Annotated in this window: 24 protein-coding genes; 12 read left to right on the top strand and 12 right to left on the bottom strand. The window is 61.1% G+C overall.

Annotation, left to right across the window (positions count from 1 at the left end):
* Positions 1-2: 2 nt before the first annotated feature.
* Entirely contained in the window at positions 3-893 is an 891-nt protein-coding gene (locus ACDZ94_RS25715) for a DMT family transporter (RefSeq protein ID WP_432751847.1), read from the bottom strand.
* An 88-nt stretch (positions 894-981) separates the two neighbouring features.
* Here ACDZ94_RS25715 and ACDZ94_RS25710 point away from each other — a divergent pair, with 88 nt between their 5' ends.
* The gene (locus ACDZ94_RS25710; RefSeq protein ID WP_432751846.1) at positions 982-2,307 is read left to right on the top strand and encodes a PLP-dependent aminotransferase family protein; all 1,326 of its coding nucleotides are present in this window, start codon (positions 982-984) and stop codon (positions 2,305-2,307) included.
* A 28-nt stretch (positions 2,308-2,335) separates the two neighbouring features.
* Here ACDZ94_RS25710 and ACDZ94_RS25705 read toward each other — a convergent pair whose 3' ends face one another.
* Positions 2,336-2,767 carry a nuclear transport factor 2 family protein gene (locus ACDZ94_RS25705; protein WP_432751845.1) on the bottom strand — a complete coding sequence of 144 codons (432 nt, stop codon included), beginning with the start codon at positions 2,765-2,767 and terminating at the stop codon, positions 2,336-2,338.
* Between the two features lie 257 nt (positions 2,768-3,024).
* Here ACDZ94_RS25705 and ACDZ94_RS25700 point away from each other — a divergent pair, with 257 nt between their 5' ends.
* From ACDZ94_RS25700 to ACDZ94_RS25690, 3 genes are read left to right on the top strand one after another with little or no spacing between them, the layout of a single operon-like run.
* Positions 3,025-3,243, top strand: coding sequence for a DUF6434 domain-containing protein (locus ACDZ94_RS25700; RefSeq protein ID WP_432751844.1), 219 nt, complete (start codon positions 3,025-3,027; stop codon positions 3,241-3,243).
* The gene (locus tag ACDZ94_RS25695; protein WP_064452651.1) at positions 3,240-3,710 is read left to right on the top strand and encodes a RidA family protein; all 471 of its coding nucleotides are present in this window, start codon (positions 3,240-3,242) and stop codon (positions 3,708-3,710) included. The genes ACDZ94_RS25700 and ACDZ94_RS25695 overlap by 4 nt, the downstream gene beginning before the upstream one ends.
* Positions 3,711-3,729: 19 nt before the next feature.
* Entirely contained in the window at positions 3,730-4,467 is a 738-nt protein-coding gene (locus ACDZ94_RS25690; protein WP_432751843.1) for a CPBP family intramembrane glutamic endopeptidase, read from the top strand.
* Positions 4,468-5,026: 559 nt separating this feature from the next.
* On the opposite strand, the gene ACDZ94_RS25685 is transcribed toward ACDZ94_RS25690, so the two are convergent.
* Both ACDZ94_RS25685 and ACDZ94_RS25680 read right to left on the bottom strand, forming a co-directional pair.
* Positions 5,027-6,727 (bottom strand): amidase, encoded by a 1,701-nt coding sequence (locus ACDZ94_RS25685; protein WP_432751842.1) that lies wholly within the window; start codon positions 6,725-6,727, stop codon positions 5,027-5,029.
* Positions 6,728-6,782: 55 nt separating this feature from the next.
* Positions 6,783-7,571, bottom strand: a complete 789-nt coding sequence (locus tag ACDZ94_RS25680; RefSeq protein ID WP_432751841.1) for a helix-turn-helix domain-containing protein — start codon at positions 7,569-7,571, stop codon at positions 6,783-6,785.
* A gap of 83 nt (positions 7,572-7,654) precedes the next feature.
* Here ACDZ94_RS25680 and ACDZ94_RS25675 point away from each other — a divergent pair, with 83 nt between their 5' ends.
* Together ACDZ94_RS25675 and ACDZ94_RS25670 are read left to right on the top strand one after the other, a co-directional pair.
* Entirely contained in the window at positions 7,655-7,960 is a 306-nt protein-coding gene (locus tag ACDZ94_RS25675) for a DUF2834 domain-containing protein (protein ID WP_432751840.1), read from the top strand.
* Complete coding sequence (locus ACDZ94_RS25670) at positions 7,953-8,375, top strand: MAPEG family protein (RefSeq protein ID WP_432751839.1); 423 nt, start codon at positions 7,953-7,955, stop codon at positions 8,373-8,375. The genes ACDZ94_RS25675 and ACDZ94_RS25670 overlap by 8 nt, the downstream gene beginning before the upstream one ends.
* Before the next feature lie 130 nt (positions 8,376-8,505).
* Here the strand turns inward: ACDZ94_RS25670 and ACDZ94_RS25665 are convergent, their stop codons facing one another.
* On the bottom strand, positions 8,506-9,717 hold the full coding sequence (locus ACDZ94_RS25665) for an MFS transporter (RefSeq protein ID WP_262664895.1): 1,212 nt from the start codon (positions 9,715-9,717) through the stop codon (positions 8,506-8,508).
* A gap of 96 nt (positions 9,718-9,813) precedes the next feature.
* Here ACDZ94_RS25665 and ACDZ94_RS25660 point away from each other — a divergent pair, with 96 nt between their 5' ends.
* Positions 9,814-10,635 carry an AraC family transcriptional regulator gene (locus tag ACDZ94_RS25660; protein ID WP_064452644.1) on the top strand — a complete coding sequence of 274 codons (822 nt, stop codon included), beginning with the start codon at positions 9,814-9,816 and terminating at the stop codon, positions 10,633-10,635.
* Here the strand turns inward: ACDZ94_RS25660 and ACDZ94_RS25655 are convergent.
* Both ACDZ94_RS25655 and ACDZ94_RS25650 read right to left on the bottom strand, forming a co-directional pair.
* Positions 10,628-11,815, bottom strand: coding sequence for an MFS transporter (locus tag ACDZ94_RS25655; RefSeq protein WP_432751838.1), 1,188 nt, complete (start codon positions 11,813-11,815; stop codon positions 10,628-10,630). The genes ACDZ94_RS25660 and ACDZ94_RS25655 overlap by 8 nt on opposite strands.
* Positions 11,815-12,837: an alpha/beta hydrolase gene (locus ACDZ94_RS25650; RefSeq protein WP_064452642.1), complete on the bottom strand. Its 1,023-nt coding sequence runs from the start codon at positions 12,835-12,837 to the stop codon at positions 11,815-11,817. The genes ACDZ94_RS25655 and ACDZ94_RS25650 overlap by 1 nt, the downstream gene beginning before the upstream one ends.
* 166 nt (positions 12,838-13,003) lie before the next feature.
* On the opposite strand from ACDZ94_RS25650, the gene ACDZ94_RS25645 reads away from it, so the two are divergent.
* Positions 13,004-13,921, top strand: coding sequence for an AraC family transcriptional regulator N-terminal domain-containing protein (locus ACDZ94_RS25645; RefSeq protein WP_432751837.1), 918 nt, complete (start codon positions 13,004-13,006; stop codon positions 13,919-13,921).
* On the opposite strand, the gene ACDZ94_RS25640 is transcribed toward ACDZ94_RS25645, so the two are convergent.
* Complete coding sequence (locus ACDZ94_RS25640; protein ID WP_064452640.1) at positions 13,896-14,402, bottom strand: GAF domain-containing protein; 507 nt, start codon at positions 14,400-14,402, stop codon at positions 13,896-13,898. The genes ACDZ94_RS25645 and ACDZ94_RS25640 overlap by 26 nt on opposite strands.
* A 51-nt stretch (positions 14,403-14,453) precedes the next feature.
* Positions 14,454-15,956, bottom strand: a complete 1,503-nt coding sequence (proP, locus tag ACDZ94_RS25635) for a glycine betaine/L-proline transporter ProP (protein ID WP_064452639.1) — start codon at positions 15,954-15,956, stop codon at positions 14,454-14,456.
* Between the two features lie 153 nt (positions 15,957-16,109).
* Here proP and ACDZ94_RS25630 point away from each other — a divergent pair, with 153 nt between their 5' ends.
* Together ACDZ94_RS25630 and ACDZ94_RS25625 are read left to right on the top strand one after the other, a co-directional pair.
* Positions 16,110-16,640, top strand: coding sequence for a GNAT family N-acetyltransferase (locus ACDZ94_RS25630; RefSeq protein WP_432751836.1), 531 nt, complete (start codon positions 16,110-16,112; stop codon positions 16,638-16,640).
* 143 nt (positions 16,641-16,783) lie between these two features.
* Positions 16,784-18,187, top strand: a complete 1,404-nt coding sequence (locus ACDZ94_RS25625; RefSeq protein WP_221294901.1) for an MFS transporter — start codon at positions 16,784-16,786, stop codon at positions 18,185-18,187.
* A gap of 142 nt (positions 18,188-18,329) precedes the next feature.
* Here ACDZ94_RS25625 and ACDZ94_RS25620 read toward each other — a convergent pair whose 3' ends face one another.
* The 3 genes from ACDZ94_RS25620 to ACDZ94_RS25610 all read right to left on the bottom strand — a co-directional run bounded on the left by ACDZ94_RS25620 (position 18,330) and on the right by ACDZ94_RS25610 (position 21,027).
* Positions 18,330-19,247, bottom strand: coding sequence for a bifunctional helix-turn-helix transcriptional regulator/GNAT family N-acetyltransferase (locus ACDZ94_RS25620; RefSeq protein WP_432751835.1), 918 nt, complete (start codon positions 19,245-19,247; stop codon positions 18,330-18,332).
* Between the two features lie 68 nt (positions 19,248-19,315).
* Positions 19,316-20,608 (bottom strand): PQQ-dependent sugar dehydrogenase, encoded by a 1,293-nt coding sequence (locus ACDZ94_RS25615; RefSeq protein ID WP_064452635.1) that lies wholly within the window; start codon positions 20,606-20,608, stop codon positions 19,316-19,318.
* Positions 20,605-21,027 carry a DUF2231 domain-containing protein gene (locus tag ACDZ94_RS25610; RefSeq protein WP_432751870.1) on the bottom strand — a complete coding sequence of 141 codons (423 nt, stop codon included), beginning with the start codon at positions 21,025-21,027 and terminating at the stop codon, positions 20,605-20,607. Before ACDZ94_RS25610 ends, ACDZ94_RS25615 begins: the two co-directional genes overlap by 4 nt.
* 252 nt (positions 21,028-21,279) lie before the next feature.
* Here ACDZ94_RS25610 and ACDZ94_RS25605 point away from each other — a divergent pair, with 252 nt between their 5' ends.
* Both ACDZ94_RS25605 and ACDZ94_RS25600 read left to right on the top strand, forming a co-directional pair.
* Positions 21,280-21,759: an AAA family ATPase gene (locus ACDZ94_RS25605; protein ID WP_432751834.1), complete on the top strand. Its 480-nt coding sequence runs from the start codon at positions 21,280-21,282 to the stop codon at positions 21,757-21,759.
* Positions 21,756-22,526, top strand: a complete 771-nt coding sequence (locus tag ACDZ94_RS25600) for a nucleotidyltransferase domain-containing protein (RefSeq protein ID WP_432751833.1) — start codon at positions 21,756-21,758, stop codon at positions 22,524-22,526. The genes ACDZ94_RS25605 and ACDZ94_RS25600 overlap by 4 nt, the downstream gene beginning before the upstream one ends.
* The last annotated feature ends 57 nt before the right edge of the window (positions 22,527-22,583 follow it).

Below are 22,583 nucleotides of genomic sequence, written 5' to 3'. Positions count from 1 at the left end.
CGTTAACGGGCGAACCGCTTCGCGCCGGCCACGCAGCCGATCACTGCGACCGTCACCAGCACCATGCCCAGGCTGACCGGCTCATGCAGCAGGCCCGCCGCCAATGCCAGCCCGAAGAACGGTTGCAGCAACTGCAACTGGCCGACGGCGACAATGCCGCCTTGGGCCAGGCCGCGATACCAGAACACAAAGCCGATCAGCATGCTAAACAGTGCCACGTAACCCAGGCTCAGCCAGGCCGGCAGGCTGATGCCGGCCAGGGTCGAAGGCGCCAGGATCAGGCTCAAGGGCGCCACCACCGGCAGCGACACCACCAACGCCCAGCAGATCACCTGCCAGCCACCCAGGCTGCGCGACAGCTTGGCGCCTTCGGCATAACCCAGGCCACAGGCCAACACCGCCAACAGCATCAGCACGTCACCGGCGGGGGCGGCGCTCAAGCCTTGGGCCACGGCGTAGCCCATCACCAGCAGGCTGCCCAGGCTCGAAAATAACCAGAACACCGGGCGCGGACGCTCGCCGCCGCGCAGCACGCCAAACACTGCGGTGGCGAGGGGCAGTAAGCCGATAAACACAATGGAATGTGCGGAAGTGACGTACTGCAAGGCCAGGGCGGTGAGCAAGGGAAAGCCGATCACGACGCCGAGGGCCACGACCACCAGGGGCAGCCATTGATTGCGCGCGGGGCGCTTCGCCTGGAACAGCCGCAGCAGGCATAACCCCAGCACGGCGGCGAGGGTGGCGCGGATCATGGTCAGGAACACCGGGTCGAATTCCATCACCGCCAAGCGTGTGGCCGGCAATGAACCGCTGAAAATCACGACGCCGATAAAACCGTTGATCCACCCTTGGGTGCTGCTGTCGAGGGGGTTGAGCGCTGAGGTACGTTCCATGGGCTGTGCTCGAAAGGAGGGGTTGCGTGACGGGCATCCTAGGGTCGAATATCAGCACAATCAAAAAATTGTAATGGATACACCGCCTATGCCGCGCGCCCGCTATAAGTCGCTGGTCGACACCTTTGCCGAGGACATCCGCAGCGGGGTGTTGCCGCCCGGCACGCGCCTGCCCACCCACCGGCAACTGGCCGCCGACCACCGCCTGGCACTGGTGACCGCGAGCCGGGTGTACGCCGAACTTGAGGCCATGGGCCTGGTCAGCGGTGAAACCGGCCGTGGCACGTTTGTGCGCGAGATTGCGTTGCCGCCAGGGCAGGGCAGTGGGCAGATGAGCGTCGCGACGGGGATGCTCGACCTTAACTTCAACTACCCGTCGCTGCCGGGGCAGGCGGAGCTGTTGCGCACGGCCTTGCGCCAACTGGCGTTATCGGGCGACCTGGAAGCGTTGCTGCGTTACCAGCCCCATGCCGGCCGTTTGCATGAGCGCGCGGCCATGGCTCGCCACCTGTTGAGCCGAGGGCTGGCGGTGGAGGCCGAGCAGGTGCTGGTGGTCAGCGGCGCCCAGCACGGTTTGGCGGTGGCGATGATGGCGTTGCTCAAGCCAGGGGATGTGATCGCCGTCGACGCGTTGACGTATTCGGGGTTCAAGGTGCTGGGGGAAACCTTGCACCTGGAAATCGTCGCAATCGCGGTCACTGCCCAAGGCCCGGACCTGGCGGCTTTGCAACGCCTGTGTCGCCAGCGGCCGGTGCGCGCTGTGTACAGCATGCCGACCCTGCATAACCCGTTGGGCTGGGTGATGAGCCTGGAGCAACGAACACAACTGGTGGCCATCGCCCGCCAGCACCACCTGATGCTGATCGAGGATGCGGCCTACGCGTACCTGGCCGAGGACGCACCGCCGCCACTGGCGGCCCTGGCGCCTGAACGCACGGTGTACGTCGGCGGGCTGTCCAAGAGTGTCGCCACCGGCTTGCGCGTCGGTTTTGTTGCGGCGCCTGCGGCATGGGTAAAGGCGATTGAACGCACCATCATGGCCACCACCTGGAACGTGCCCGGGGTGGTGAGCGCAATTGCCGTCGCCTGGATCGAGGACGGCACCGTCGCCCGCCTGGAAGCGCAAAAGCGCCAGGATGCCCAGGCGCGACAAGCCTTGGCCGCGCAGGTGTTGGCTGGGGTGCATTACATCAGCCACCCCTCGTCGTATTTTTTGTGGTTGCCGCTGCAAGAAGAAGCGCGGGCCGATCAGGTCGCCATGACCCTGCAACACGAGGGCATTTCGGTGTCCACCGCCGAGCCGTTTGCCGTCTCGGCGTGTGTGCCGCATGCGCTGCGCCTGGCGCTGGGCTCGGTGGACATGGCGGCGCTGCGCACGGCGCTGGTGCGCGTGCGCAGAGTGGTGCAGTGGTGAGCCGAGCTTGGGCGGCTCACCGTGGTCATCAGTATTTGTACGCCTGACGCCCGATCAGCAGCCACTTGCCTTTTTGCTTCTGCCAGACCTGAAAGTTGTCGATGTCGGTCGGCACGTCGACGCCGCTGTTCACGGCCAGCGCGTGAAAGTGGTTGCGCACCAGGGCGGTGTCGCCTTGCAGGGTGATGGTCTGGTTCTGCATTTCGAGGGTCTTGAAGGCGCTGGTGTGGGTTTCCAGATCGGCGATGAATTGCGCCTTGTCCTGCACTTTGCCACTGGAATGGCCGTAGGTGAGTTTGTCGGAAGTCAGCGCGTGAAGCTGCTTGAGGTCCAGGTGCAGCATGGCTTGGGTCAGTTGGTCGACCGCTTGAGCCACATCCTTTTCAGCGGCGGCAGGCGCCGCTGCGACATAACAGGAAAACAGGCACAGAAAACCGATCAGCACTTTGACGTTTGGCATGGGTGTTTCCTTATTGTTGTGGGGGGCGCAACGACCACTTTAGTCGTCGTACAACCATGCAATATTTTCGTCTGGGAAGGAAAGTGAAATTTTTAAAAGTCTTAAAAAGTTAAGGCCTAAAGGCTTCATGGAAATAAGACTGTCTTATACGACGTCCCAACACATCAAATATGCGCCAAGGCGTGCGCTTGCCACTTCCTGCACCAGTAGCACATCGCTATGCTACTGCCGAAACAACAACTCGCCCGAGGTGCAAAATGGATTTTGACTGGCACAGCGGCGTCATGACCCGCGCCACCCCCGTGACGCCACACTATAAAAATACCCAGAAAGTTCGCCGATTCATGCTTGAACACTGCGGCCCGTCGTTCAAGTTCGACCGGCCGTTGATGGCCTGGATTCGCAACGACATCCCCAAGACGCTGGGCGATGTGGTGGATGAATGGCAACGTCGCCAGGAGGATTCACACGCATGACACCGGATCAGAAATACCAGGCCGCGCAAGAGCGCATCGGCTATCTATTGGAAACATTCAAAATCGGCGGCAACTACACGCCGCTGGTGCGCGACGGTAACCACCTGTACATCAGTGGCCAGATTCCCCGTGTCGGCGACACCATCGTACTGCCGGGCAAAGTCGGTGAAAGCCTGACCCTGGCCCAGGCGCAAATCGCTGCGAGTATCAGCGCATTGCGTTGCCTGGGGTTGCTCAAGCAGGCCTTGGGTTCGCTGGATCAGGTCAAGGCAATCCCGCGCATTGCGGTGTACGTGCGCAGCGCTGAAGATTTCGACCAGCAGAGCGAAGTGGCCAATGCGGCCTCCGACCTGCTGCATGAAATCCTCGGTGCCGCCGGGGCGCATACACGGACATCGGTTGGTGTGATGCAGTTGCCAAAATCAGCGGCGGTTGAAATCGAAATGCTGGCCATTGCTCACGCTTAACCTGCGGGAATAACCGTTGATGATTACCTCAGGCATGGTGGTGCTGGTCAACTACGCACACTACCTGGCACCCGGCGTGCTGCTGTTTGGCTTGTGGTTCGCGCTTACGCCCAAAGCGTTGGCCGCGGTACGCATCCTTATCTTGCTGATGGCATTTGTGTTGCTGCGTGATGCGATGACGCCGTTGGGCATCTGGTCGTTGAGCGGCGATGTGCAGATTGCATTCAGCGGCAATGCCTTTGTGTTGGCGGCGCTGGGTGGTTTTTCGCTGCTGTTGATAGTGCTGCTTGCACGGATAGCACCGGAGCTGTGGCAGTGGGTGCGCTGGTCCATCGGCAACCCGACGGTTGGCCTGGCTGTCGCGCTGGCCGTGGGCTGCTTGATCGGCGTGCCGTTGCGGGTTTACCAAGGCATCGAGGCGTCCGCGATCCACGGCTACTGGGTGTGGCTGCCTGGCATGGTGGTATTGGCGTATGGCGCCAATGCGTTGGAGGAGGTGCTGTTTCGCGGCTTTTTACAGGGCTATCTGGAGCAGCAGGTCACCCCGTTGCGGGCGGCGTTGATCAGCGGCGTGGCCTTTGCAGCCTGTCATGCTTTCCTGGCCTTAAGCGTCACCCAATTGGGCTGGCCGGTGTTGCTGTTTACCCTGATCGAAGGCCTGGCGTGCGCGCTGGTGCGCATGCGTTATGGCGTGTTACCGGCGACGATCGCCCATGGCACCGCGATCCTGCTGATTGCCGTGCCGCACATGGCGTGATCTGAAACACAGCTCCCACCTGGCTCGACTTGAAATACAGTCAAAATGTGGCAGCGGGCTTGCTCGCGAAGACGGTGTGTCAGTCACCAGATGCATCACCTGACACTCCGCTTTCGCGAGCAAGCCCGCTCCCACAGGTTGATCGCGTTCAGGCCGTTGTGGCGCTGCATGCCCTGATCTAAAACACAGCTCCCACCTGGCTCGACTTGAAATACAGTCAAAATGTGGCAGCGGGCTTGCTCGCGAAGACGGTGTGTCAGTCACCTGATGCATCGCCTGACACTTCGCTTTCGCGAGCAAGCCCGCTCCCCCAGGTTGATCGCGTTTAGGCCGTTGTGGCGCTGCATGCCCTGATCTAAAACACAGCTCCCACCGAGCTCGACTTGAAATACAGTCAAAATGTGGGAGCGGGCTTGCTCGCGAAGACGGTGTGTCAGTCACCAGATGCATCACCTGACACTCCGCTTTCGCGAGCAAGCCCGCTCCCCCGGGTTGATCGCGTTTAGGCCGTTGTGGCTCTACATGGCTTGATGTGAAATACAGCCAGCTCCCACAACTTCTATAGCGGCGGTGTGCGCGGCGGAATCAGGCGTTTGCTGCCGGTGGCTTCATACGCGCTGGCCAAGCTCAGCAGCGCCGAGTCATCGTATGCCCGCCCGGCAAAGGTCAGGCCGACCGGCATGCCGATATCGGCCATCACGCCCATCGGTACGGTGACGGTCGGCACGCCCAGGTGGCGGATGGCGAGGTTGCCGTTGGCGACCCAGACGCCATTGCTCCAGGCGATGTCGGCACTGGCTTCATTCACGTCGGCATCGGCCGGGCCCACATCGGCCACGGTCGGGAACAGCACGGCGTCGAGCCCCAGGTTGTCCATCCAGTCTTCCAGGTCTTGGCGCCGGGTCTGCTCCAGGCCACGCAGGCCATCCGGTACAGTGCTGATCTCGTTCCACGGCGTAATGCCGCGTTCGGCCATGCGCACGTATTCATCCATGCCGGCGGCCAGGTCATCTTCACGGTTGGGCAGGGTGCCAGGGTCGTGGGGGAAGATCTTCGGCCCATCGACGTCCGCCAGGCGGTTCAGCGCTGGGTCGCCGTTGGCGCGCAGGAAGTCATCGAAGGCCCAGGCCGACAGTTCCCACAATTCATCGTGCAGGAACTCCTTGGACACCAGGCCGCGAGTAAACACCGTCGGCGCGCCGGGGCGGTCGCCTTCGCAATTGGACACCAGCGGGAAGTCCACCTCGATGACTTCGGCACCGGCGGCTTCGAGTGCCTGGCGTGCGGCGTGCCACAGGTCGATGACGCTGGCCCGGGTGTTGATCTTTTGCCCGGTCGGCCCGCCGATCCCGGGCTTTTCGCTGGTGCCGGCCTCGGGGTCAGCGTTGATGTACATGCGCGGCACGCCCAAACGTTTACCGGCGAGGGCTTGGCTATTGACGGCCAGCTCGGCGTACGACGCCGGGCGCACCGAGGCCACGCTCGGGATCGGCACCCAGGGTTGCAGGCGCCACAGGTCGCCACGGGTGTCGGGGTCTTCGGCGACGACCACGTCGAGCACTTCCAGCAGGTCAGCCATGGTGCGCGCATACGGCACTACGACGTCCATGGTTGGCGTCAGCGGCCAGTTGCCGCGCACCGAAATCACCCCACGGGAAGGGGTGTAGGCGCACAGGCCATTGTTGGAAGCCGGGCCGCGCCCGCTCGACCAGGTTTCTTCCGCCACGCCGAATGCCGCGAAGCTGGCCGCCGTGGCGGTGCCGGCGCCGTTGGACGAGCCGGAAGCGAATGGTGCGGTGAGGTAGTCGGCGTTATACGGGCTTTCGGCACGGCCATAAACCCCGCGTTGCATCCCGCCATTGGCCATCGGCGGCATGTTGGTCTTGCCCAGGCAGATGGCGCCGCCGGCCCGCAGGCGTTCGATCGTGAACGCATCGCGCTGCGCGACCAGCTTGGCGAAGGCCGGGCTGCCCGAAGCTGCCGTCAGGCCCTTGACCAGGTAGCTGTCCTTGGCGGTATAGGGAATGCCGTCCAATGGCCCCAGGGTTTTACCCTGCGCCCGGCGCGCATCGGACGCCTCGGCTTCTTTAAGGGCCTCGGGGTTGCGCACGACGACGGCGTTCAACGCGGTTGCGGTCTGCGGGCCGTCATAGGCATCGATCCGCGCCAGGTACGCCTTGACCAGTTCAACGGCAGTGGTCTGGCCGGCTTCAAGCGCCGCGCGCAATTGGGCAATGGAGACTTCGGTAACTTGCATCACGTTTTTTTCGCCGCCTTCAAGTGGGAGGTATGGCGGCAGTCTACGGACAGATATTTCACAAAACCAGCGCCGCATAATCCGCGTAGGCAGCGCGCATGACTTGCCACGTGGGCTCATCGGCGGGAATCAGATGTTCGATACGCAGCGAGGTCAGGGTGATGTCCTGGGGCATGCCGAAGGTGGTGAAGGTCGACAAGAAGTTCAGCTCGCCGTGGGGCGAACGGATGCGCGTCAGCACCAGCGGCGGCATTTCCCTGGGCAGTTCGGTGCTGGCGGGTGTCGGCAAACTCGCCAGCAACGTCGCCAGGGCCGGGTTGCTCAGTGCCTCACGGCTTGCGCGTTGCCAGGCCAGGGTGCGGATCTCATCGGCATTGAGCAGGTGGTCACCCAGCCCGCCGGGTTGCAGCAAAGTTGTCAGCAGGTTCAGCCCGTCAGCGGCATCTTGCTTGAGCCCCACCTGTTCAAACAACAGCCCGGCGCTGGCATTCGCCGCCAGCACTTGCCACTCGCTGCCCAGCAGAATCGCCGGGGCGGGGTTGTTGGCGTGCAGCACATGGCTGACCGCTTCGCGAATGGCGGCCATGGCTGGCGAGGCGAGTGGGGTGGCGGTGTAGCGTGGGGCGTAGCCGGCGGCGAGGAATACGCGGTTGCACTGCTCAAGCGGTGCGTCCAGCGCCGTGAGTAACATGTGCAGCGTGCCTGGGCTCGGCTTGGCGCGGCCGGTTTCGAGGCAACTGAGGTGGCGTTGCGAAACGCCGGTGATCAGCGCCAGGTCCAGCTGGCTCAGCCTGGCGTGGCGACGCAATTGGCGCAGGTGTTCGCCGGCGGTAGAGGGGGCGTCCATGGCGTAATGATGACCTCCGAGGTCATTGCGAGAGGCACGACCATATCACTATCGTGAGCCTCGATCACGTCAAGGAACAGACCATGCAAAGACCCTATATCGCCTGGGCCGGCTTGCTCGGATTTTCGCTGTACACCCTGGCCACACTGCTCACTGCTGAACAATCGCTGCTGGCCTTCGGGTGGGAATTGATGTCCCGGCCGGACACCGCGCAGGTGGTGATCGACCTGTACCTGATGGCAGTGCTGGCGTGTGTGTGGATGTACCGGGATGCGCGCAAGCGAGGGCGCTCGGCGGTGTCACTGTGGCCCTATTTTGTACTGACGGCGGTGTTCGTTTCGGTGGGGCCGTTGCTCTATATCGTGGTGAATGGGGACCGAAATGAATGACCTGTTGAGTGTCTACGCAATCTGCGTGCTGGTGCTGTGCCTGAAGATGTTTGCGATTTCCTGCTATCAGGGGTTCTTCCGAATTCGTGGGCTGGCGTTCACCAATGTTGAAGATGCAGCGCTCTTCAGCCGCGCCGCGCGACCAGAGGAGCTGGCGCCCGTCAGTCGAGCGAAACAGGCCTGGGCCAATGACTTGGAGAACATTCCGCTGTTTTTTGCAGTGGGTGGGTTATGCGTGGCGCTGGGCAGTGCCGAGGTTGTCACTGGCTGGCTATTTGGGTGTTTTACCCTGGCCCGGGTGGCGCACACGGTAACCTATCTGACGGGGCTTCAGCCCTGGCGCACGCTGACGTACGCAGTGGGCGTGGTTTGTCTGTTCGGGCTGGGCAGCCAGGTGGTTGCCAGGCTGATATGAATCACGGTTTTCGTGGCAAGAGAGCGTGCTTGAGATGGCGGCATGGCCGCCTTGTCAAGGAACACCCTTCAGCACCCCCATGCCTGGCGCTGGGGCGCATGTGCGCCAAGCGCCAGGCATGATCGACCGGTCAGACGCCTTTGGTCGAGGGCAGCAATACCGTGAGGATGCCCGCCAGCGGCAGAAACGAGCAGATCTTGTAGACGTACTCGATGCCATGGTTATCGGCGAGCAAGCCCAACAGCGCGGCGCCGATCCCGCTGAAACCGAACATCAGGCCGAAGAAAATACCGGCAATCATCCCCACATTGCCCGGCACCAGTTCCTGGGCGAAGACCACGATAGCGGAGAAGGCCGAGGCGATGATAAAGCCGATCACCACGCTGAGCACCGCGGTCCAGAACAGGTCGACATAGGGCAGCGCCAGGGTGAAGGGCGCGGCGCCGAGGATCGAGAACCAGATGACTTTCTTGCGGCCGATCTTGTCGCCGATAGGGCCGCCGGCAAAGGTGCCGACCGCTACCGCGCCAAGGAACAGGAACAGGTACATCTGCGAACTGGCCACCGACAGCTGGAACTTTTCGATCAGGTAGAAGGTGAAGTAGCTGGTCAGGCTGGTCATGTAGAAGTATTTGGAAAACACCAGCAGCGCCAGTACCACCAGGGCAAACGTCACGCGTCCTTTGGACAAACCATGGGTGGCTTTACCGCCTTGCTTGAGCTTGAACAGGTTGAGGTGGTGGCGGTACCAGCGGCTCAAGCCATACAGCACCAGAATCGCAAACACCGCGAACAGCCCGAACCAGGCAATGTGGGTTTGGCCGTAGGGAATGATGATCGCCGCCGCGAGCAACGGGCCGAAAGCGCTGCCGGTGTTGCCGCCGACCTGGAAGGTCGATTGCGCCAGGCCGTAGCGGCCGCCGGAAGCCAGACGGGCCACGCGGGATGTTTCCGGGTGGAAGGTCGACGAGCCGACGCCGACCAGCGCCGCCGCCAGCAGTATCGCCGGGAACGTGCCGACAAACGCCAGCATCAGAATGCCGATCAAGGTGCACACCATGCCCGCCGGCAGCAGCCAGGGTTTGGGATGGCGGTCGGTGTGGTAGCCGATCCAGGGTTGCAGCAGGGAGGCGGTCAGCTGGAAGGTGAGGGTGATCAGGCCCACCTGGGTGAAGCTCAGCCCGTAATTGGCCTTGAGCATCGGGTAAATCGACGGCAGCACGGCCTGGATCAGGTCATTGATCATGTGCGCCAGGGCGCAGGCGCCGAGAACGCGCATGACCAGCGGGCTTATTTGGGGCGCAGTGGTTGCAGCGGCGGGTGACGCGGTCAGGGTCGACATGCAGGCATTCCATACAAGGCAGCGAACAGGGGCAGCCAGTACGATGCCGGCTGCCCATTTCTAATTGTTTCGGCGTTCATGCTAGATTCGACAAAAATGCCTGTCTCACGAAATTCGGGAGGCAACTGTCGCAAAAAGGGCGAAATGATAAAACCACTGGATTTATTTCTGCAGGAGATCGACGCGGGCGATTGGGCGGTCATCAGTTCCGCCACCGATTATCCCGAGAATTGGGTGATACCCGAACATCGCCACGAGAAGCATCAACTGCTGTACGCCATCGAAGGCGTGATGGTGGTGCACTCGGCGCAGAACCAGTGGACAGTGCCGTCCAGTCGCGGCTTCTGGATGCCCAGCGGGCAAGTCCACTCGCTGCGCTGCGTGGGCACATTGAAGATGCGCAGTGTGTTTGTGCGGCCCGATGCCTTCCCGAACCTGCCGACCGAGACCAAGGCGGTGAGTATCTCGCCGTTGCTGAGCGAGCTGATCAAGGCGTCGGTGAGTTTGAAGCCGCCGTATGCCGAAGATTCGCGCGACGCCAGGATCATGCACCTGATCCTCGACGAACTTGCGATTCTTCCGGCGTTGCCCTTGTCGCTGCCACAGCCCGTCGACCCACGGATCAACCGGGTTTGCCAGGCGCTGCAACACGACCCTGGCGATGCGTCGACGGTCGCTGATTGGAGTGATCGACTGGACCTGGACCAGAAGACCATCCAGCGCCTGTTCCGCAAGGAAACCGGCCTGACGTTTGGCCAATGGCGCCAACAGGCAAGGTTGCTGCTGGCGCTGGAGCGCATTGCGGTAGGGGAGAAGATTATTGATGTCGCCATCGAGTTGGGCTACGAAAGCCCGAGTGCCTTTACCAGCATGTTCAAGAAACAGTTTGGCAAGACACCGAGTCAGTTTTTCAGGTAGTGCGCGTTGCCACACGTGTCACCGAAACACGCCGTGAGGTCAGGTAAGCCAGCAGGCCAGCGATACCCAGCAAACCCGCGCTCAGTTCAAAGGTCGCCCGGTAGCCACTCAGGTCGAACACCACACCCCCAAGCGTGGCGCCGCAGGCAATCGCCAATTGGATAATCGCCACCATCAGTCCGCCTCCCGCCTCGGCATCGTCAGGCAGGACCCGCGACAGCCAGGTCCACCAGCCCACCGGCGCGGCGGTGGCAACCAGGCCCCACAGGCCCAGCAAAACAGTGGTCGCCACCGGCGAACTGCCCCATGCCACCAGCGCCAGGGCAATTGTTGCCATCAATAACGGGATGGCCGTCAGCGCGTGGTACAGGTGGTTTTTCAGAAAACGCTCAATCAGGAACGTCCCGGCAAGCCCGGCCAGGCCGAGCACCAGCAACATCAGTGACAGCATGGAAAGACTGACCTGGGTTACCGTTTCCAGGAACGGGCGCAGGTAAGTGAACAGCATGAACTGACCCATAAAAAACCCACTGGCGGCCAGCATGCCCAGGGCTACCCGGGCATCCTTCATCAGGCGAAACACATTGCGCGTCTTGACCCTGTCGTCGTGCTTGAGCGAAGGCAGGCTCACCAGCAGCCAGGCGCCGGCCACAACGGCGACCGGGATGACGCAAAAGAACGCGCCACGCCAACCGATCAGCCCGCCGAGAAAGCTGCCCAACGGTGCCGCAATCACGGTCGCCAGCGCGTTGCCGCCGTTGACGATCGCCAAGGCGCGCGGCACCTGCGCCAAAGGCACCAGGCGCATCGCGGTAGCGGCTGACAGTGACCAGAAACCACCAATGGCCACGCCGATCAGCGCGCGACCGAGCATGAATGTCAGATAGTTCGGCGCTAACGCCACCACGGTGCCGGACAGAATCATCAGCGAGGTCAATGCCAGCAGCAGGCGTTTGCGTTCAACCCGCGCTGCGACAGCAGCGATGATCAGACTGGTGAGCAAGGCAAACAACCCGGATACCGAAATACCCTGGCCAGCCTGGCCTTCAGAGATGTGCAAGTCGCTCGCCAGGGGCGTGAGCAAGCTTACGGGCATGAATTCGGAGGCCACCAGGGCGAATGCCGCCAATGACATCGCGAACACGGCACCCCAGTTGTGCGTATGAGTGTTATCGGACATTACTTCAAGTGGCCTTTGAAAAAGGTGCTGAGCTTGGCAAACGGGATGAGGTCGACCCGGTCGTACAGGTCCACATGGCCGGCACCCGGGATAATCACCAATTCCTTGGGCTCGGCAGCACGCCGATAGGCGTCTTCACTGAACTCGCGGGAGTGGGCGTCGGCGCCGGTAATCAACAACAGCGGGCGCGGGGAGATGGTCTCGATGTCGTTGAACGGGTAGAAATTCATGAACTTCACGTTGCTGGTCAGCGTCGGCCGCGTGGTCGTTTGGGGCGACGCACCGGCCGGGGTAAATTCGCCGCGCGGGGTCCGGTAGAAGTCGTAGAACTCATCGCCCACCGCATCGCCGGTGAGGGTCAGCGGGGTTCCGCCGGTATAGGCGGTGTTGCCACCCTGGAATTCCACATAGCGCTGGTTGGCGGCCTGGCGAAGCAGCTGTTGGCGCTGCTCCAGTGTCACCCCATGCTTGAGGCCGTTGCGATTGGCCGCCCCCATGTCGTACATGCTGACCGTGGCGATGGCCTTGAGGCGTGGGTCGATCTTGGCGGCAGCGATGGCGAAGCTGCCACTGCCACAGATACCGATAATGCCGATGCGTTCTCGATCAACCAGTGGGCGGGTGCCGAGGTAATCCACGGCGGCGCTGAAGGCTTCGGTGTAGAGATCGGGCAACACCGCGTTGCGCGGCACGCCTGCGCTTTCACCCCAGAACGACAGGTCCAGTGAAAGGGTGACGAAGCCTTGTTCGGCCATTTTGGTGGCGTAAAGGTTTGCGCTCTGTTCTTTGACGGCGCCCATCGGGTGGCCGACTATGATTGCGGCGTTCTTCGAACCCGAGGCAAAGCCCTTGGGGATGAACAGATTGCCCGCAACGGGCATGCCGTACTGGTTGTTGAAGGTGACCTTTTCCACCGTCACCTTGTCGCTTGTGTAGAAGTTGTCAGCACCGTTGGACATATCGGCTCCAAGTGAAGAAAAAGACGTGACCAGCACACACAGGGCGAGCAAGAAGCGTTTCATGCGTTGATCCTTGAGGAGGTTGGTGCGCACATTTTCCCGATGGGGGCGGGGCTTCTGTAGTGCGTTCCACTGGATTACTTGCCTGATCCTCTGAGTCTTGCCACATGTCGGGGACGCTCAGACCCCGACCGGGGTAAAGTTCACTGAAGAGAGGACAGAGCCCGCTATGAAGATCAATCCATCGCCCCTGGAGGCGCTGATCCAGTCCATTGGTTCGCGGGTTTCAGCACCGGGCGATTACCCCATGCCCATTCCCGGCCTGGGCTTTTATCGGCGCGAGCAGCCGGCGACGCCGGTGGTATGCATGGTCGAACCCAGCATCGTGTTGGTCGCCCAGGGCGAGAAGCAGCTTTGGGTCGGCGGCGAGGGCTACCCGTATGACACGTCGCGCTTTCTGCTGACCTCGCTGGACATTCCGGCCAACTCAGAGGTGCTGGCCGCCAGCCCGGCGAAACCTTGTCTGGGGCTGACCTTCAAGCTGGATGTGCGCATCCTGGCCGAATTGATCGCCCAGAGTGATATGCCGCCAACCCGTCAACGGGCGGTGATGAAGGGGGTCGGCATCGGCACTGTCACCGAAGGCATGCTGACGGCGTTTGCACGCCTGGTTGCGTTGCTGGATGAGCCTGAGGCGATACCGGTGCTCGCCCCCTTGATTCAGCGCGAGATCCACTATCGGCTGTTGAAGAGCGATCAAGCCGGTCGACTGCGCCAGATCTGCGCCGTGGACGGGCAGGGCTATCGGATTGCCAAGGCGATCGATTGGCTGAAACTCAATTACGACGCGCCGTTGCGCGTGGATGAATTGGCTGCGCGCGTGCAAATGAGCGCCGCCACCTTTCACCATCACTTTCGCCAGCTGACGGCGATGAGCCCGTTGCAGTATCAGAAGTGGTTACGCCTGAACGAGGCGCGGCGCTTGATGTTGAATGAGCATCAGGATGTCTCCAGCGCCGCGTTCAAGGTCGGTTATGAAAGCCCGTCACAGTTCAGCCGTGAGTACAGCCGACTGTTTGGTATGCCGCCCAAGCGCGATATGGCCGCGCTGCGCGGCAAAGTCACTGATCAGCCGCCGTCAAGTTAGCGAAGAAAATACAGCCAATCAGCCGCGCAAACAGGCTGAGGGTTTCCGGCAGATTGGGGTCGTCAAACAGCATCGCCCGCGAATCCAGTGCGCACAGTGCGCCGAACAGGCGGCCGTCGGGCAGGAAGATTGGCGCGCCGGCATAGCTCTCGATGGCGTATTGCTTGACCACCGGGCGCGCCGCAAAGCGGCCGTTCCGGCTGACTTGCGGGATGAACAATGTTTGCGGGTTGATGCAGAACTCACTGCACAGGGTGGTTTCCAGGTCGAGTACGTCATCGACATGAATCCCCATTTGCAGCGGGTCATAGGCTGAACACACCACCCATTCCAGATCGGTGAATTTGGCGATACCGGCGAAGCGCATGCCGGTCAGACGGGTGACCAGCTGCAGAATGCTGGTGGTCGCTTCTATTTCGGCGATGGCCGCGCGTTCAGCGGCGCTGAGTAACGAATGTGCTGCGGTGACGCTTGGAATCATGCTGAGCACTCCAATGGCGTGGCGGCGCGAACCACCACGCACGGTCAGGTGTTAGTTAATCCGAGGATGCTGCTGCACCAGGTTCTGGCGCTTGGCTTCGAGTGCGGCAATTTCGGCGTCGATGTCTTCGATCTTCTGCTCGATATTGTCGTGGTGCTCTTGCAGTATCTCCTTGGCTTCTGCCATGTCCGAGGCGGCTGGTGCCGCGCCGCGCAGGGGCTTGTTGGCGGTTTCCTTCATGGTCAGGCCGGTGATCAGGCCGACCACGGCAAACACCATCAGGTAGTAAGCAGGCATGAACAGGTCGTTGGTGCTTTCCACCAGCCAGGCCACCGCCGTCGGTGTCAGGCCGGCGATCAATACCGAGACATTGAACGCACTGGCCAACGCACTGTAGCGCAAGTGAGTGGGGAACATCGCGGGCAGGGTCGAGGCCATGACGCCGATGTAGAAGTTCAGGATCACGGCCAGGATCAGCAAGCCGGCGAAGATCAGGCCGATCTTGCCGCTGGTGATCAGCATGAACGCCGGGATGGCCAAGAACAGCAGGCCGATGCTGCCGGCGATGATGAAGGGCTTGCGGCCGATTTTGTCGCTGACAAAACCAATGAACGGTTGCACGAAGAGCATGCCGACCATGATCGCGATGATGATCAGCACGCCGCTGTTTTCTTTGTAATGCAGGTTATGCGAGAGGTAGCTCGGCATATACGTGAGCAGCATGTAATAGGTCACGTTGGTGGCCGCGACGATACCGATGCAGGTCAGCAGGCTGCGCCAGTGCTGGGTGGCCACTTCTTTGAACGATACTTTGGGGCCGTGTGTCAGGCCTTCGCGGTCGCCTTGTTCAAGTTTGTCCATGTGCTGCTGGAAGGCCGGGGTTTCTTCCAGCGCATGGCGCAAGTAGAGGCCGATCATGCCCAGGGGCAAGGCGAGGAAGAACGGCAGGCGCCAGCCCCAGGCCTCGAAATCGGCTTCACCCAATATCGTGGAAATCAGTACGACCACACCGGCGCCGAGCACGAAGCCTGCGATGGAGCCGAAGTCCAGCCAACTGCCGAGGAACCCGCGTTTACGGTCCGGCGCGTATTCGGCGACAAAGATCGAGGCGCCGGTGTATTCACCGCCCACCGAGAAACCCTGGGCCATTTTGCACAGCAACAACAGGATCGGCGCCCAGATGCCAATCGATGCGTACCCTGGAATCAGGCCAATGGCGAAGGTGCTCAGGGACATGATCACGATGGTTGCGGCGAGGACTTTCTGCCGTCCGTATTTATCGCCCAGGGCGCCGAAGAACAGGCCGCCCAGGGGGCGAATCAGGAAGGGCACGGAGAACGTGCCCAAGGCCGCGATCATTTGTACGCTGGGCGATGCGTCCGGGAAGAACACCTTGCCGAGCACATAGGCGACAAAACCGTAGACGCCGAAGTCGAACCACTCCATGGCGTTGCCCAGTGCGGCGGCGGTGATCGCCTTGCGCACCTTGGCATCGTCGACAATCGTGATGTCTTTTAATCCAATGGGTTTGACGCTTTTCTTACGTAATTTCATGCGGGCCACTCTAAAACTGAACAGGGGAGGTGCCATCGTTGCGATGGCACCGCTCTGTCAGTTCAGATACAAGCCGACACGAAATAATTCACCACTAATTGCGTTTTTTTGCAGATGCATTGAACTTCACGGTTTAACCAGGGAGTTATCAGAATGCCCGACACTGCCCCGCGGCTGGTCTACCGCAAACCATCGCCCAGCGACGTGCAGCGATTGTTCGCGATCTTCGGCGATCCACAGACGAACCTGTTCAATCCTGTCGGTCCCATGACCCGCCTTGACGATGCCCATCGCTTGCTCGACCGCTGGCTTGAACAGTGGGCCACTCAGGGTTACGGCTGGTGGGCGATTGCGCGCATCGAAGCACCGCACCACCTGATTGGCTTCGGCGGTGTCGCGCCGCTCAATTACCTGACCGAGCGGCGCATCAACCTGGGTTATCGCTTTGCGGTCGAGGCCTGGGGGCAGGGCTATGCCACCGAACTGGGTCGTGATGCGCTGGTGCTGGCGTTCGAAACCCTCAATTTTCCCGAGGTATTCGGGCTGGTACGGCCCGATCACGCGGCCTCGATTCGGGTGCTGGAGAAGCTTGGGCTGAAGCCTTTCGGCGTGCTCGATGATGTGCCGGGCAAAGCGCCGAGCCGGGTATTTCGTGTTTGTCATCCTACAACTGTGCCTGGTTGAATATTTCTATATCCGCCTGATACCTCAATAAACGGCAATCTTTCAGATTGACAGCGTGTAGGGAGCCCGCTATAAAAGTTATGGTTGTACGACGACATATGACACTGCGTATGTCCTATCTAACAAAAATAAAAAGTGATGCCATGAATTTGAATGAGCCCCTCAACGCCCATCGCGTCGGCACGGCCGTCGGCAACTATCGCTGGACCATCTGCGCGATGTTGTTCTTCGCCACGACCGTCAACTACCTCGACCGTCAGGTGCTAAGCCTTTTGGCGCCGCAGCTGTCGACACAATTTGGCTGGAGCAACACCGATTACGCCAACATTGCGGCGGTGTTCCAGTTTGTCTATGCGATTTCCATGCTGTTTGCCGGGCGGTTTGTCGACAAGATCGGCACCAAGGCCGCCTACGTGGTGGCGATTGCCATTTGGTCCACCGGCGCGATCATGCATGCGTTTTCGGTGCCGATGGGCGAGGGGATCGCTGCGCTCAGCGGCGCAATCGGCCTGGCAGTGATTCCGGTGTCGATTGCCGGCTTCATGCTGTCTCGCGCCGTATTGGCGATTGGCGAGGCGGGCAATTTTCCCATCGCGATCAAGGCCACCGCTGAATACTTCCCCAAGAAAGAACGCTCGCTGGCCACTGGTATCTTCAACTCCGGCGCTAACGTCGGTGCGATCCTGGCGCCGATCTGCGTGCCGTTGATTGCCGGCCTGTGGGGCTGGGAAGCCGCGTTCATGGTGATTGGCATGTTGGGGTTTGTCTGGGTGGCCGTATGGTCGGCGCTTTATCAGAAGCCGGAGCAGCAAAAACGCTTGTCGGCTGCAGAACTGGCCTATATCCGTAGCGACCAGACGGTGCAGCCTTTCACCCCGGAGCCTGCGGGTGCCACCGCGAAAAAAGTCTCCTGGTTCAAATTGTTGACCTACCGCCAGACCTGGGCGTTCGCCTTCGGCAAGTTCATGACCGATGGCGTGTGGTGGTTCTTCCTGTTCTGGCTGCCCACTTATCTGTCGGCGCAGTACGGCATGAAAGGCGCGGATATCGTGATGCCGCTCGCCGTGCTGTACAGCATGACCATGGTCGGCAGTATCGGCGGCGGTTGGTTTCCCAGCTACTTTATGGCACGTGGCGATGCACCGTATGACGGCCGCATGAAAGCCATGCTGGTGATTGCGTTGTTCCCGTTGGTGGTGTTGCTGGCGCAACCGTTCGGTTACCTCAGCTTCTGGGTACCGGTGTTGCTGATCGGCGTTGGCGCTTCGGCGCACCAGGCGTGGTCATGCAACATCTTCACCACCGTGTCGGATATGTTCCCGCAAAAAACCGTGGCCTCGGTGGTCGGTATCGGCGGCATGGCGGGCGGCTTGGGCGGTGTGGTGATGACCAAGATCGGTGGCTGGGTGTTCGACTATTACAAGTCCATCAACGACATTCACACCGGCTACATGATCATGTTTGCGATCTGTGCGCTGGCGTACCTGGTGGCGTGGAGCGTGATGAAAGCGCTGGTGCCACGCCACAAGGAAATCACTGATCTGTAACTCAGTTAAGCGGACGCAATTCTCTGAGCAGCGAAGATCAACTGTGGGAGCGGGCTTGCTCGCGAAGGCGGTGGAACAGTCACACATCAGTCGACTGACACTCCGCTTTCGCGAGCAAGCCCGCTCCCATATGGCAATTGCCTTACAGCTCGCGGGCCCAGGTTTCACTCACCAGCGACTTGCCGAAACTGACCGTGGCCTCTTCTTCAACCAAGCTGAACCCGGCTTTCTGATACAGCTTGCGTGCATCGGTCAGCGCGTCCACCGTCCACAGCAGCATGCTTTTATAACCGGCATGCCGGGCAAAGCGCAGGCATTCCTCCACCAAACGCTGACCTATGCCCATGCCGCGCGCACTGGCGTCCACGTAGAGCATGCGCAGCTTGGCGGTCGTTTCGTCATGGCGCACCACGAAGACTGAACCCACCACCTCGCCATCCTTTTCCGCGATCCAGCAGCGCTCGCACGTTGGGTCAAATTCGCGCAGATATTTGGCGACGATCTCCGCCACCAAAGCCTCGAACTCCCAATTCCAGCTGTATTCACGCGCATACAGCGCCGATTGCTGTTGCACCACCAAGCCCATATCGCCCGGTTGCGGATCGCGCAGCAGGTAGCTCGGCGTGCGGCCTTGCAGCAGCGTCTGGATCCGCTGCATGGCGCCGGTCAGTTGCTGTTGTTGCGGTTCGGGCAGGGTTTGGAGCAAGGCGATGACTTCTTGCTGGGTCTTGTGTTCCAGCGGTGCCAGCACCGCGCGGCCGAGGTCGCTGAGGTGCAGTTGCACGGCCCGCGCATCAGCGGTGGACCGGAATTTCTGGATCAGGCCCTTCTTTTCGAACCCGCTGATCAGTCGACTCAGGTAGCCCGCGTCCAGGCCAAGCATCTGGCACAAGTCGGCACTGGTCAGGTCGCCACGGGAGGAGAGTTCGTACATCACACGGATTTCGGTGAGCGAGAAGTCGCTTTGCAGCAGGTGTTCCTGCAGCACGCCGATCTGGTGGGTGTAAAAACGGTTGAAACCGCGAATGATCGCGGCGCGTTCTACAAGGGGCGCGGACATGAGGATGCTCGGTTGGTTGTCTGAGGCAATTATATTGTTGCCTCAGGCAACCAAGTCAAACGCTTTGTTTAACGGTTCCGCGTCACCCGCCAAACGGTATTGGCCAAGTCATCCGCGATGATCAGTGCGCCTTTAGGGTCCACCGTGACGCCCACGGGGCGCCCGCGCGTCTTGCCGTCATCACCACGGAAACCGGTGGCGAAATCAATCGGCTCGCCGGCGGGTTTGCCATGGCTGAACGGCACGAAAATCACCTTGTAGCCCACCGGGTTCTCGCGGTTCCAGCTGCCGTGCTCGCCGACAAATACACCCTCGGCGAATTTCTCACCCATTTCGGCAATGGAGAAATCCACGCCGAGTGCCGCCACGTGGGAACCCAGGCTGTAATCCGGCTTGATCGCAGCGGCGACTTTCGCCGGGTTCTGCGGTTGCGCACGCGGGTCGACATTCTGGCCCCAGTAGCTGTAGGGCCAGCCGTAGAAGGCGCCTTCACGCACGGAGGTCAGGTAGTCCGGCACGAGATCCGGGCCGAGTTCATCGCGTTCGTTGACCACCGCCCATAATTGTCCGGAACCGGGCTGAATGGTCAGCGCGGTCGGGTTGCGGATGCCGGTGGCGTAGGGCTTGTGTGCGCCTGTCGCGGCGTCGATCTGCCAGACCATCGCCCGGTCGATTTCCACTTCCATGCCGCGCTCGGTGATATTGCTGTTGGAGCCAATGCCCACATAGAGCTGGCGCCCGTCAGCACTCACGGCCAGGGATTTGGTCCAGTGGTGGTTGATCTGCGCCGGCAGGTCGGTGATTTTGGTGGGTGGGCCACTCGCCTTGGTCTGGCCGTCGGCATAGTCGAAGCGCACCAGCGCGTCCTGGTTGGCCACGTAGAGTTTGCCGTCGGCGAAGGCCAGGCCGTAGGGCGCGTTGAGGTTGTCGGCGAACACCGTCTTCAGTTCATAAGTACCGTCACCATCGGCATCGCGCAGCAGGGTCAGGCGGTTGCCACCCTTGACCTTGGTGTTGCCCTGGGCCTTGATCACACTGGCGATCACATCCTTGGGCTTGAGCTTGGCCGCGCTGCCGCCACGGCCTTCGGCGACCAGAATGTCGCCGTTGGGCAATACCAGGGTTTGCCGCGGGATGGCCAGGTCGGTGGCAATGGCGGTGACGCTGTAGCCTTCAGGCACCGTGGGTTTTTGCGTGCCCCACGGCGTGGGCTCGGCGATTTTCATGCTCGGCAACAGGCTGCTTTGCTGTTCCGGCAATTTAGGATCGGGGCCGCGGGCCTGGGACTTGTCGCCTTCGCCGCCACAGGCGGTCAATAACAGGGCAGCGCTGAGTAAGGTCAGTGTGTGGGAGGTTTTCATTTGGTGGCTCCTGTGCGCAGTCCGGTCCAGGTCGCGGCAATCGTCAGCACGGTGACGACCACCGACAACACCAGGCCGGCGGGCATGGCGGCGTAGGCGTCCTTGGCATGCTGGAACGCATTGACCAGGCCCAGCACCCATGTAGCCAACAGCAGCAGGGCATACACAACCGGTTGACCCGACTTGCGCTCGGCCCGCACCAGATTGACCAGTGCAAACAACAGTGCGAACCCACAGAACACCAGCGCACCGGCGATCAGCCAGGAGGCAAAGTTGGCCCATTGAATCTGATAGGTCTGTGTGTAGGTGATGTCGCTGAGCAAGGCGCCTAGAAACAACGGCACGGTGCCGGCCAGCAGGGTCGCGTGCAGCGGGCCCGGGAGGGAGTGTCGGTAGACGGGAAGGGTAGTCATGGTGATGGCGGCTCCTTGTTGTACAACGCCCCTGGGGTTGGGGCAGCGCATAGGAAAGGAGCCTGGGGTTCGTCAGATAGTTCAGCATATTTCGTGTCGAAATATTATGAACACGCGGGTCCGGCTCATTACCCGCTTGTCATTCCACCCAGGCCATTAGGAAAAGAACCTGGCGCCGCTGGCATTTTATAAGCACTGGCAACGTCGTTCGGCCTGAAAAAATGCCATGCTTGTGCGCCAGACATAAGGAACCGACCCATGCCCACCCTGCATCTGCTTTGCGGCAAGATCGCCTCCGGAAAATCCACACTGGCTAAAACCCTCGCCGCCGAGCCCGCGACCATCGTGCTCAGCGAGGACCACTGGCTTGCACAGCTTTACCCCGGTGAGATCCGCTCGATTACCGATTACGTAAGCCGTGCCCAGCGCGTTCGCGGTGTACTGGGCCCGCTGGTGATTAACCTGTTGCAGTCTGGTGTCAGCGTGGTCCTGGATTTTCCCGCCAATACACTGGCCAATCGCGAATGGCTGCTCGGCCTGGCACAGGCGGCGCAGGTGCCCCATCGCCTGCATTACCTTGAACTGGATGACGCCACCTGCCGCGCTCGCCTGCATGCGCGCAATGCTCGGGGCGAGCATGATTTTGCCGCCACCGATGCCGAGTTTGACCTGATCACCCGCCACTTCTGTGCTCCGAGTGAGGAGGAAGGCCTGGTGATTGAGGTGCATCGCCCATGAGCATGGTGACCGGTGTTGATGCGCAGGGCTTTGTACAAACCGTTGGCGATGCTGCCCTTCAGCCTGAATTCCAGCCCGTGCTGACGGATGTGTGTGCGACCCTTTCGCAGGCCGGGTTGGGGCTGGAGGCTATTTTTGTCTATGGCAGTGTGGCCAGGGGCGACGCCCGCCCGGGTGATTCGGACCTTGACCTCACGCTGGTAACCCGCGACCAGCCTGGTGCGCAGGTGCTTGAGTCGTTGGAAGCGCTGCGCCAGGTGCTGGAGCAGCGACATCCGGTCGTCAGCAAAATCGACTTCGACCTGGGTTATCGCGCCGACGTGCTCGTGCCTGAAAACACCAATAAATGGGGCTTCTGGCTCAAGCATCATTGCCGTTGTGTGTGGGGCGATGACCTCTCTCTGCACTTCGAGCGATTCAGGCCTTCGCGTGAAATCGCCCGGGCCTTGAATGCTGACTTCGAACACGCGTTGAGCGCTTATCTCACACGCATCACGCAGGCCGGTACTGAGCCAGAGCGACTTCGCTTACAGCGAGAAGCGGCACGCAGGTTGATCCGGGCCACTCACACGTTGCGCGCCGATGATGCATTAGGCTGGCCGCACACTCTGGAAGAGCATGTTGCGTTGTTCGTGCAGCATTACCCGACGATGGGCATTCAGATCGCGTACTTTCTGTTTGAGGCACGCAACCCAAGTGCCGAGCGCGAGCCCTTTAACACGCGGCTGCAAGCCTTTGTGAGCTGGATGGTTTCACAGCAGGCGTAGGTCGGTTGGTTGGCGTTCAACGTCCTGTTACAAACGCCACGCCCATGGATCGTCCTT

Source organism: Pseudomonas sp. UBT (assembly GCF_050915955.1).
In the GTDB taxonomy this organism is placed as follows: Bacteria; Pseudomonadota; Gammaproteobacteria; order Pseudomonadales; family Pseudomonadaceae; genus Aquipseudomonas; species Aquipseudomonas antarctica_A.
This window is presented reverse-complemented; position numbering and strand designations above follow the sequence as displayed.

Coding starts and splice junctions, on each gene's coding strand:
- ACDZ94_RS25715 (WP_432751847.1), bottom strand. CDS start 893: ATGGAACGTACCTCAGCGCTCAACCCCCTCGACAGCAGCACCCAAGGG.
- ACDZ94_RS25710 (WP_432751846.1), top strand. CDS start 982: ATGCCGCGCGCCCGCTATAAGTCGCTGGTCGACACCTTTGCCGAGGAC.
- ACDZ94_RS25705 (WP_432751845.1), bottom strand. CDS start 2,767: ATGCCAAACGTCAAAGTGCTGATCGGTTTTCTGTGCCTGTTTTCCTGT.
- ACDZ94_RS25700 (WP_432751844.1), top strand. CDS start 3,025: ATGGATTTTGACTGGCACAGCGGCGTCATGACCCGCGCCACCCCCGTG.
- ACDZ94_RS25695 (WP_064452651.1), top strand. CDS start 3,240: ATGACACCGGATCAGAAATACCAGGCCGCGCAAGAGCGCATCGGCTAT.
- ACDZ94_RS25690 (WP_432751843.1), top strand. CDS start 3,730: ATGATTACCTCAGGCATGGTGGTGCTGGTCAACTACGCACACTACCTG.
- ACDZ94_RS25680 (WP_432751841.1), bottom strand. CDS start 7,571: ATGGACGCCCCCTCTACCGCCGGCGAACACCTGCGCCAATTGCGTCGC.
- ACDZ94_RS25675 (WP_432751840.1), top strand. CDS start 7,655: ATGCAAAGACCCTATATCGCCTGGGCCGGCTTGCTCGGATTTTCGCTG.
- ACDZ94_RS25670 (WP_432751839.1), top strand. CDS start 7,953: ATGAATGACCTGTTGAGTGTCTACGCAATCTGCGTGCTGGTGCTGTGC.
- ACDZ94_RS25665 (WP_262664895.1), bottom strand. CDS start 9,717: ATGTCGACCCTGACCGCGTCACCCGCCGCTGCAACCACTGCGCCCCAA.
- ACDZ94_RS25660 (WP_064452644.1), top strand. CDS start 9,814: ATGCCTGTCTCACGAAATTCGGGAGGCAACTGTCGCAAAAAGGGCGAA.
- ACDZ94_RS25655 (WP_432751838.1), bottom strand. CDS start 11,815: ATGTCCGATAACACTCATACGCACAACTGGGGTGCCGTGTTCGCGATG.
- ACDZ94_RS25650 (WP_064452642.1), bottom strand. CDS start 12,837: ATGAAACGCTTCTTGCTCGCCCTGTGTGTGCTGGTCACGTCTTTTTCT.
- ACDZ94_RS25645 (WP_432751837.1), top strand. CDS start 13,004: ATGAAGATCAATCCATCGCCCCTGGAGGCGCTGATCCAGTCCATTGGT.
- ACDZ94_RS25640 (WP_064452640.1), bottom strand. CDS start 14,402: ATGATTCCAAGCGTCACCGCAGCACATTCGTTACTCAGCGCCGCTGAA.
- proP (WP_064452639.1), bottom strand. CDS start 15,956: ATGAAATTACGTAAGAAAAGCGTCAAACCCATTGGATTAAAAGACATC.
- ACDZ94_RS25630 (WP_432751836.1), top strand. CDS start 16,110: ATGCCCGACACTGCCCCGCGGCTGGTCTACCGCAAACCATCGCCCAGC.
- ACDZ94_RS25625 (WP_221294901.1), top strand. CDS start 16,784: ATGAATTTGAATGAGCCCCTCAACGCCCATCGCGTCGGCACGGCCGTC.
- ACDZ94_RS25620 (WP_432751835.1), bottom strand. CDS start 19,247: ATGTCCGCGCCCCTTGTAGAACGCGCCGCGATCATTCGCGGTTTCAAC.
- ACDZ94_RS25615 (WP_064452635.1), bottom strand. CDS start 20,608: ATGAAAACCTCCCACACACTGACCTTACTCAGCGCTGCCCTGTTATTG.
- ACDZ94_RS25605 (WP_432751834.1), top strand. CDS start 21,280: ATGCCCACCCTGCATCTGCTTTGCGGCAAGATCGCCTCCGGAAAATCC.
- ACDZ94_RS25600 (WP_432751833.1), top strand. CDS start 21,756: ATGAGCATGGTGACCGGTGTTGATGCGCAGGGCTTTGTACAAACCGTT.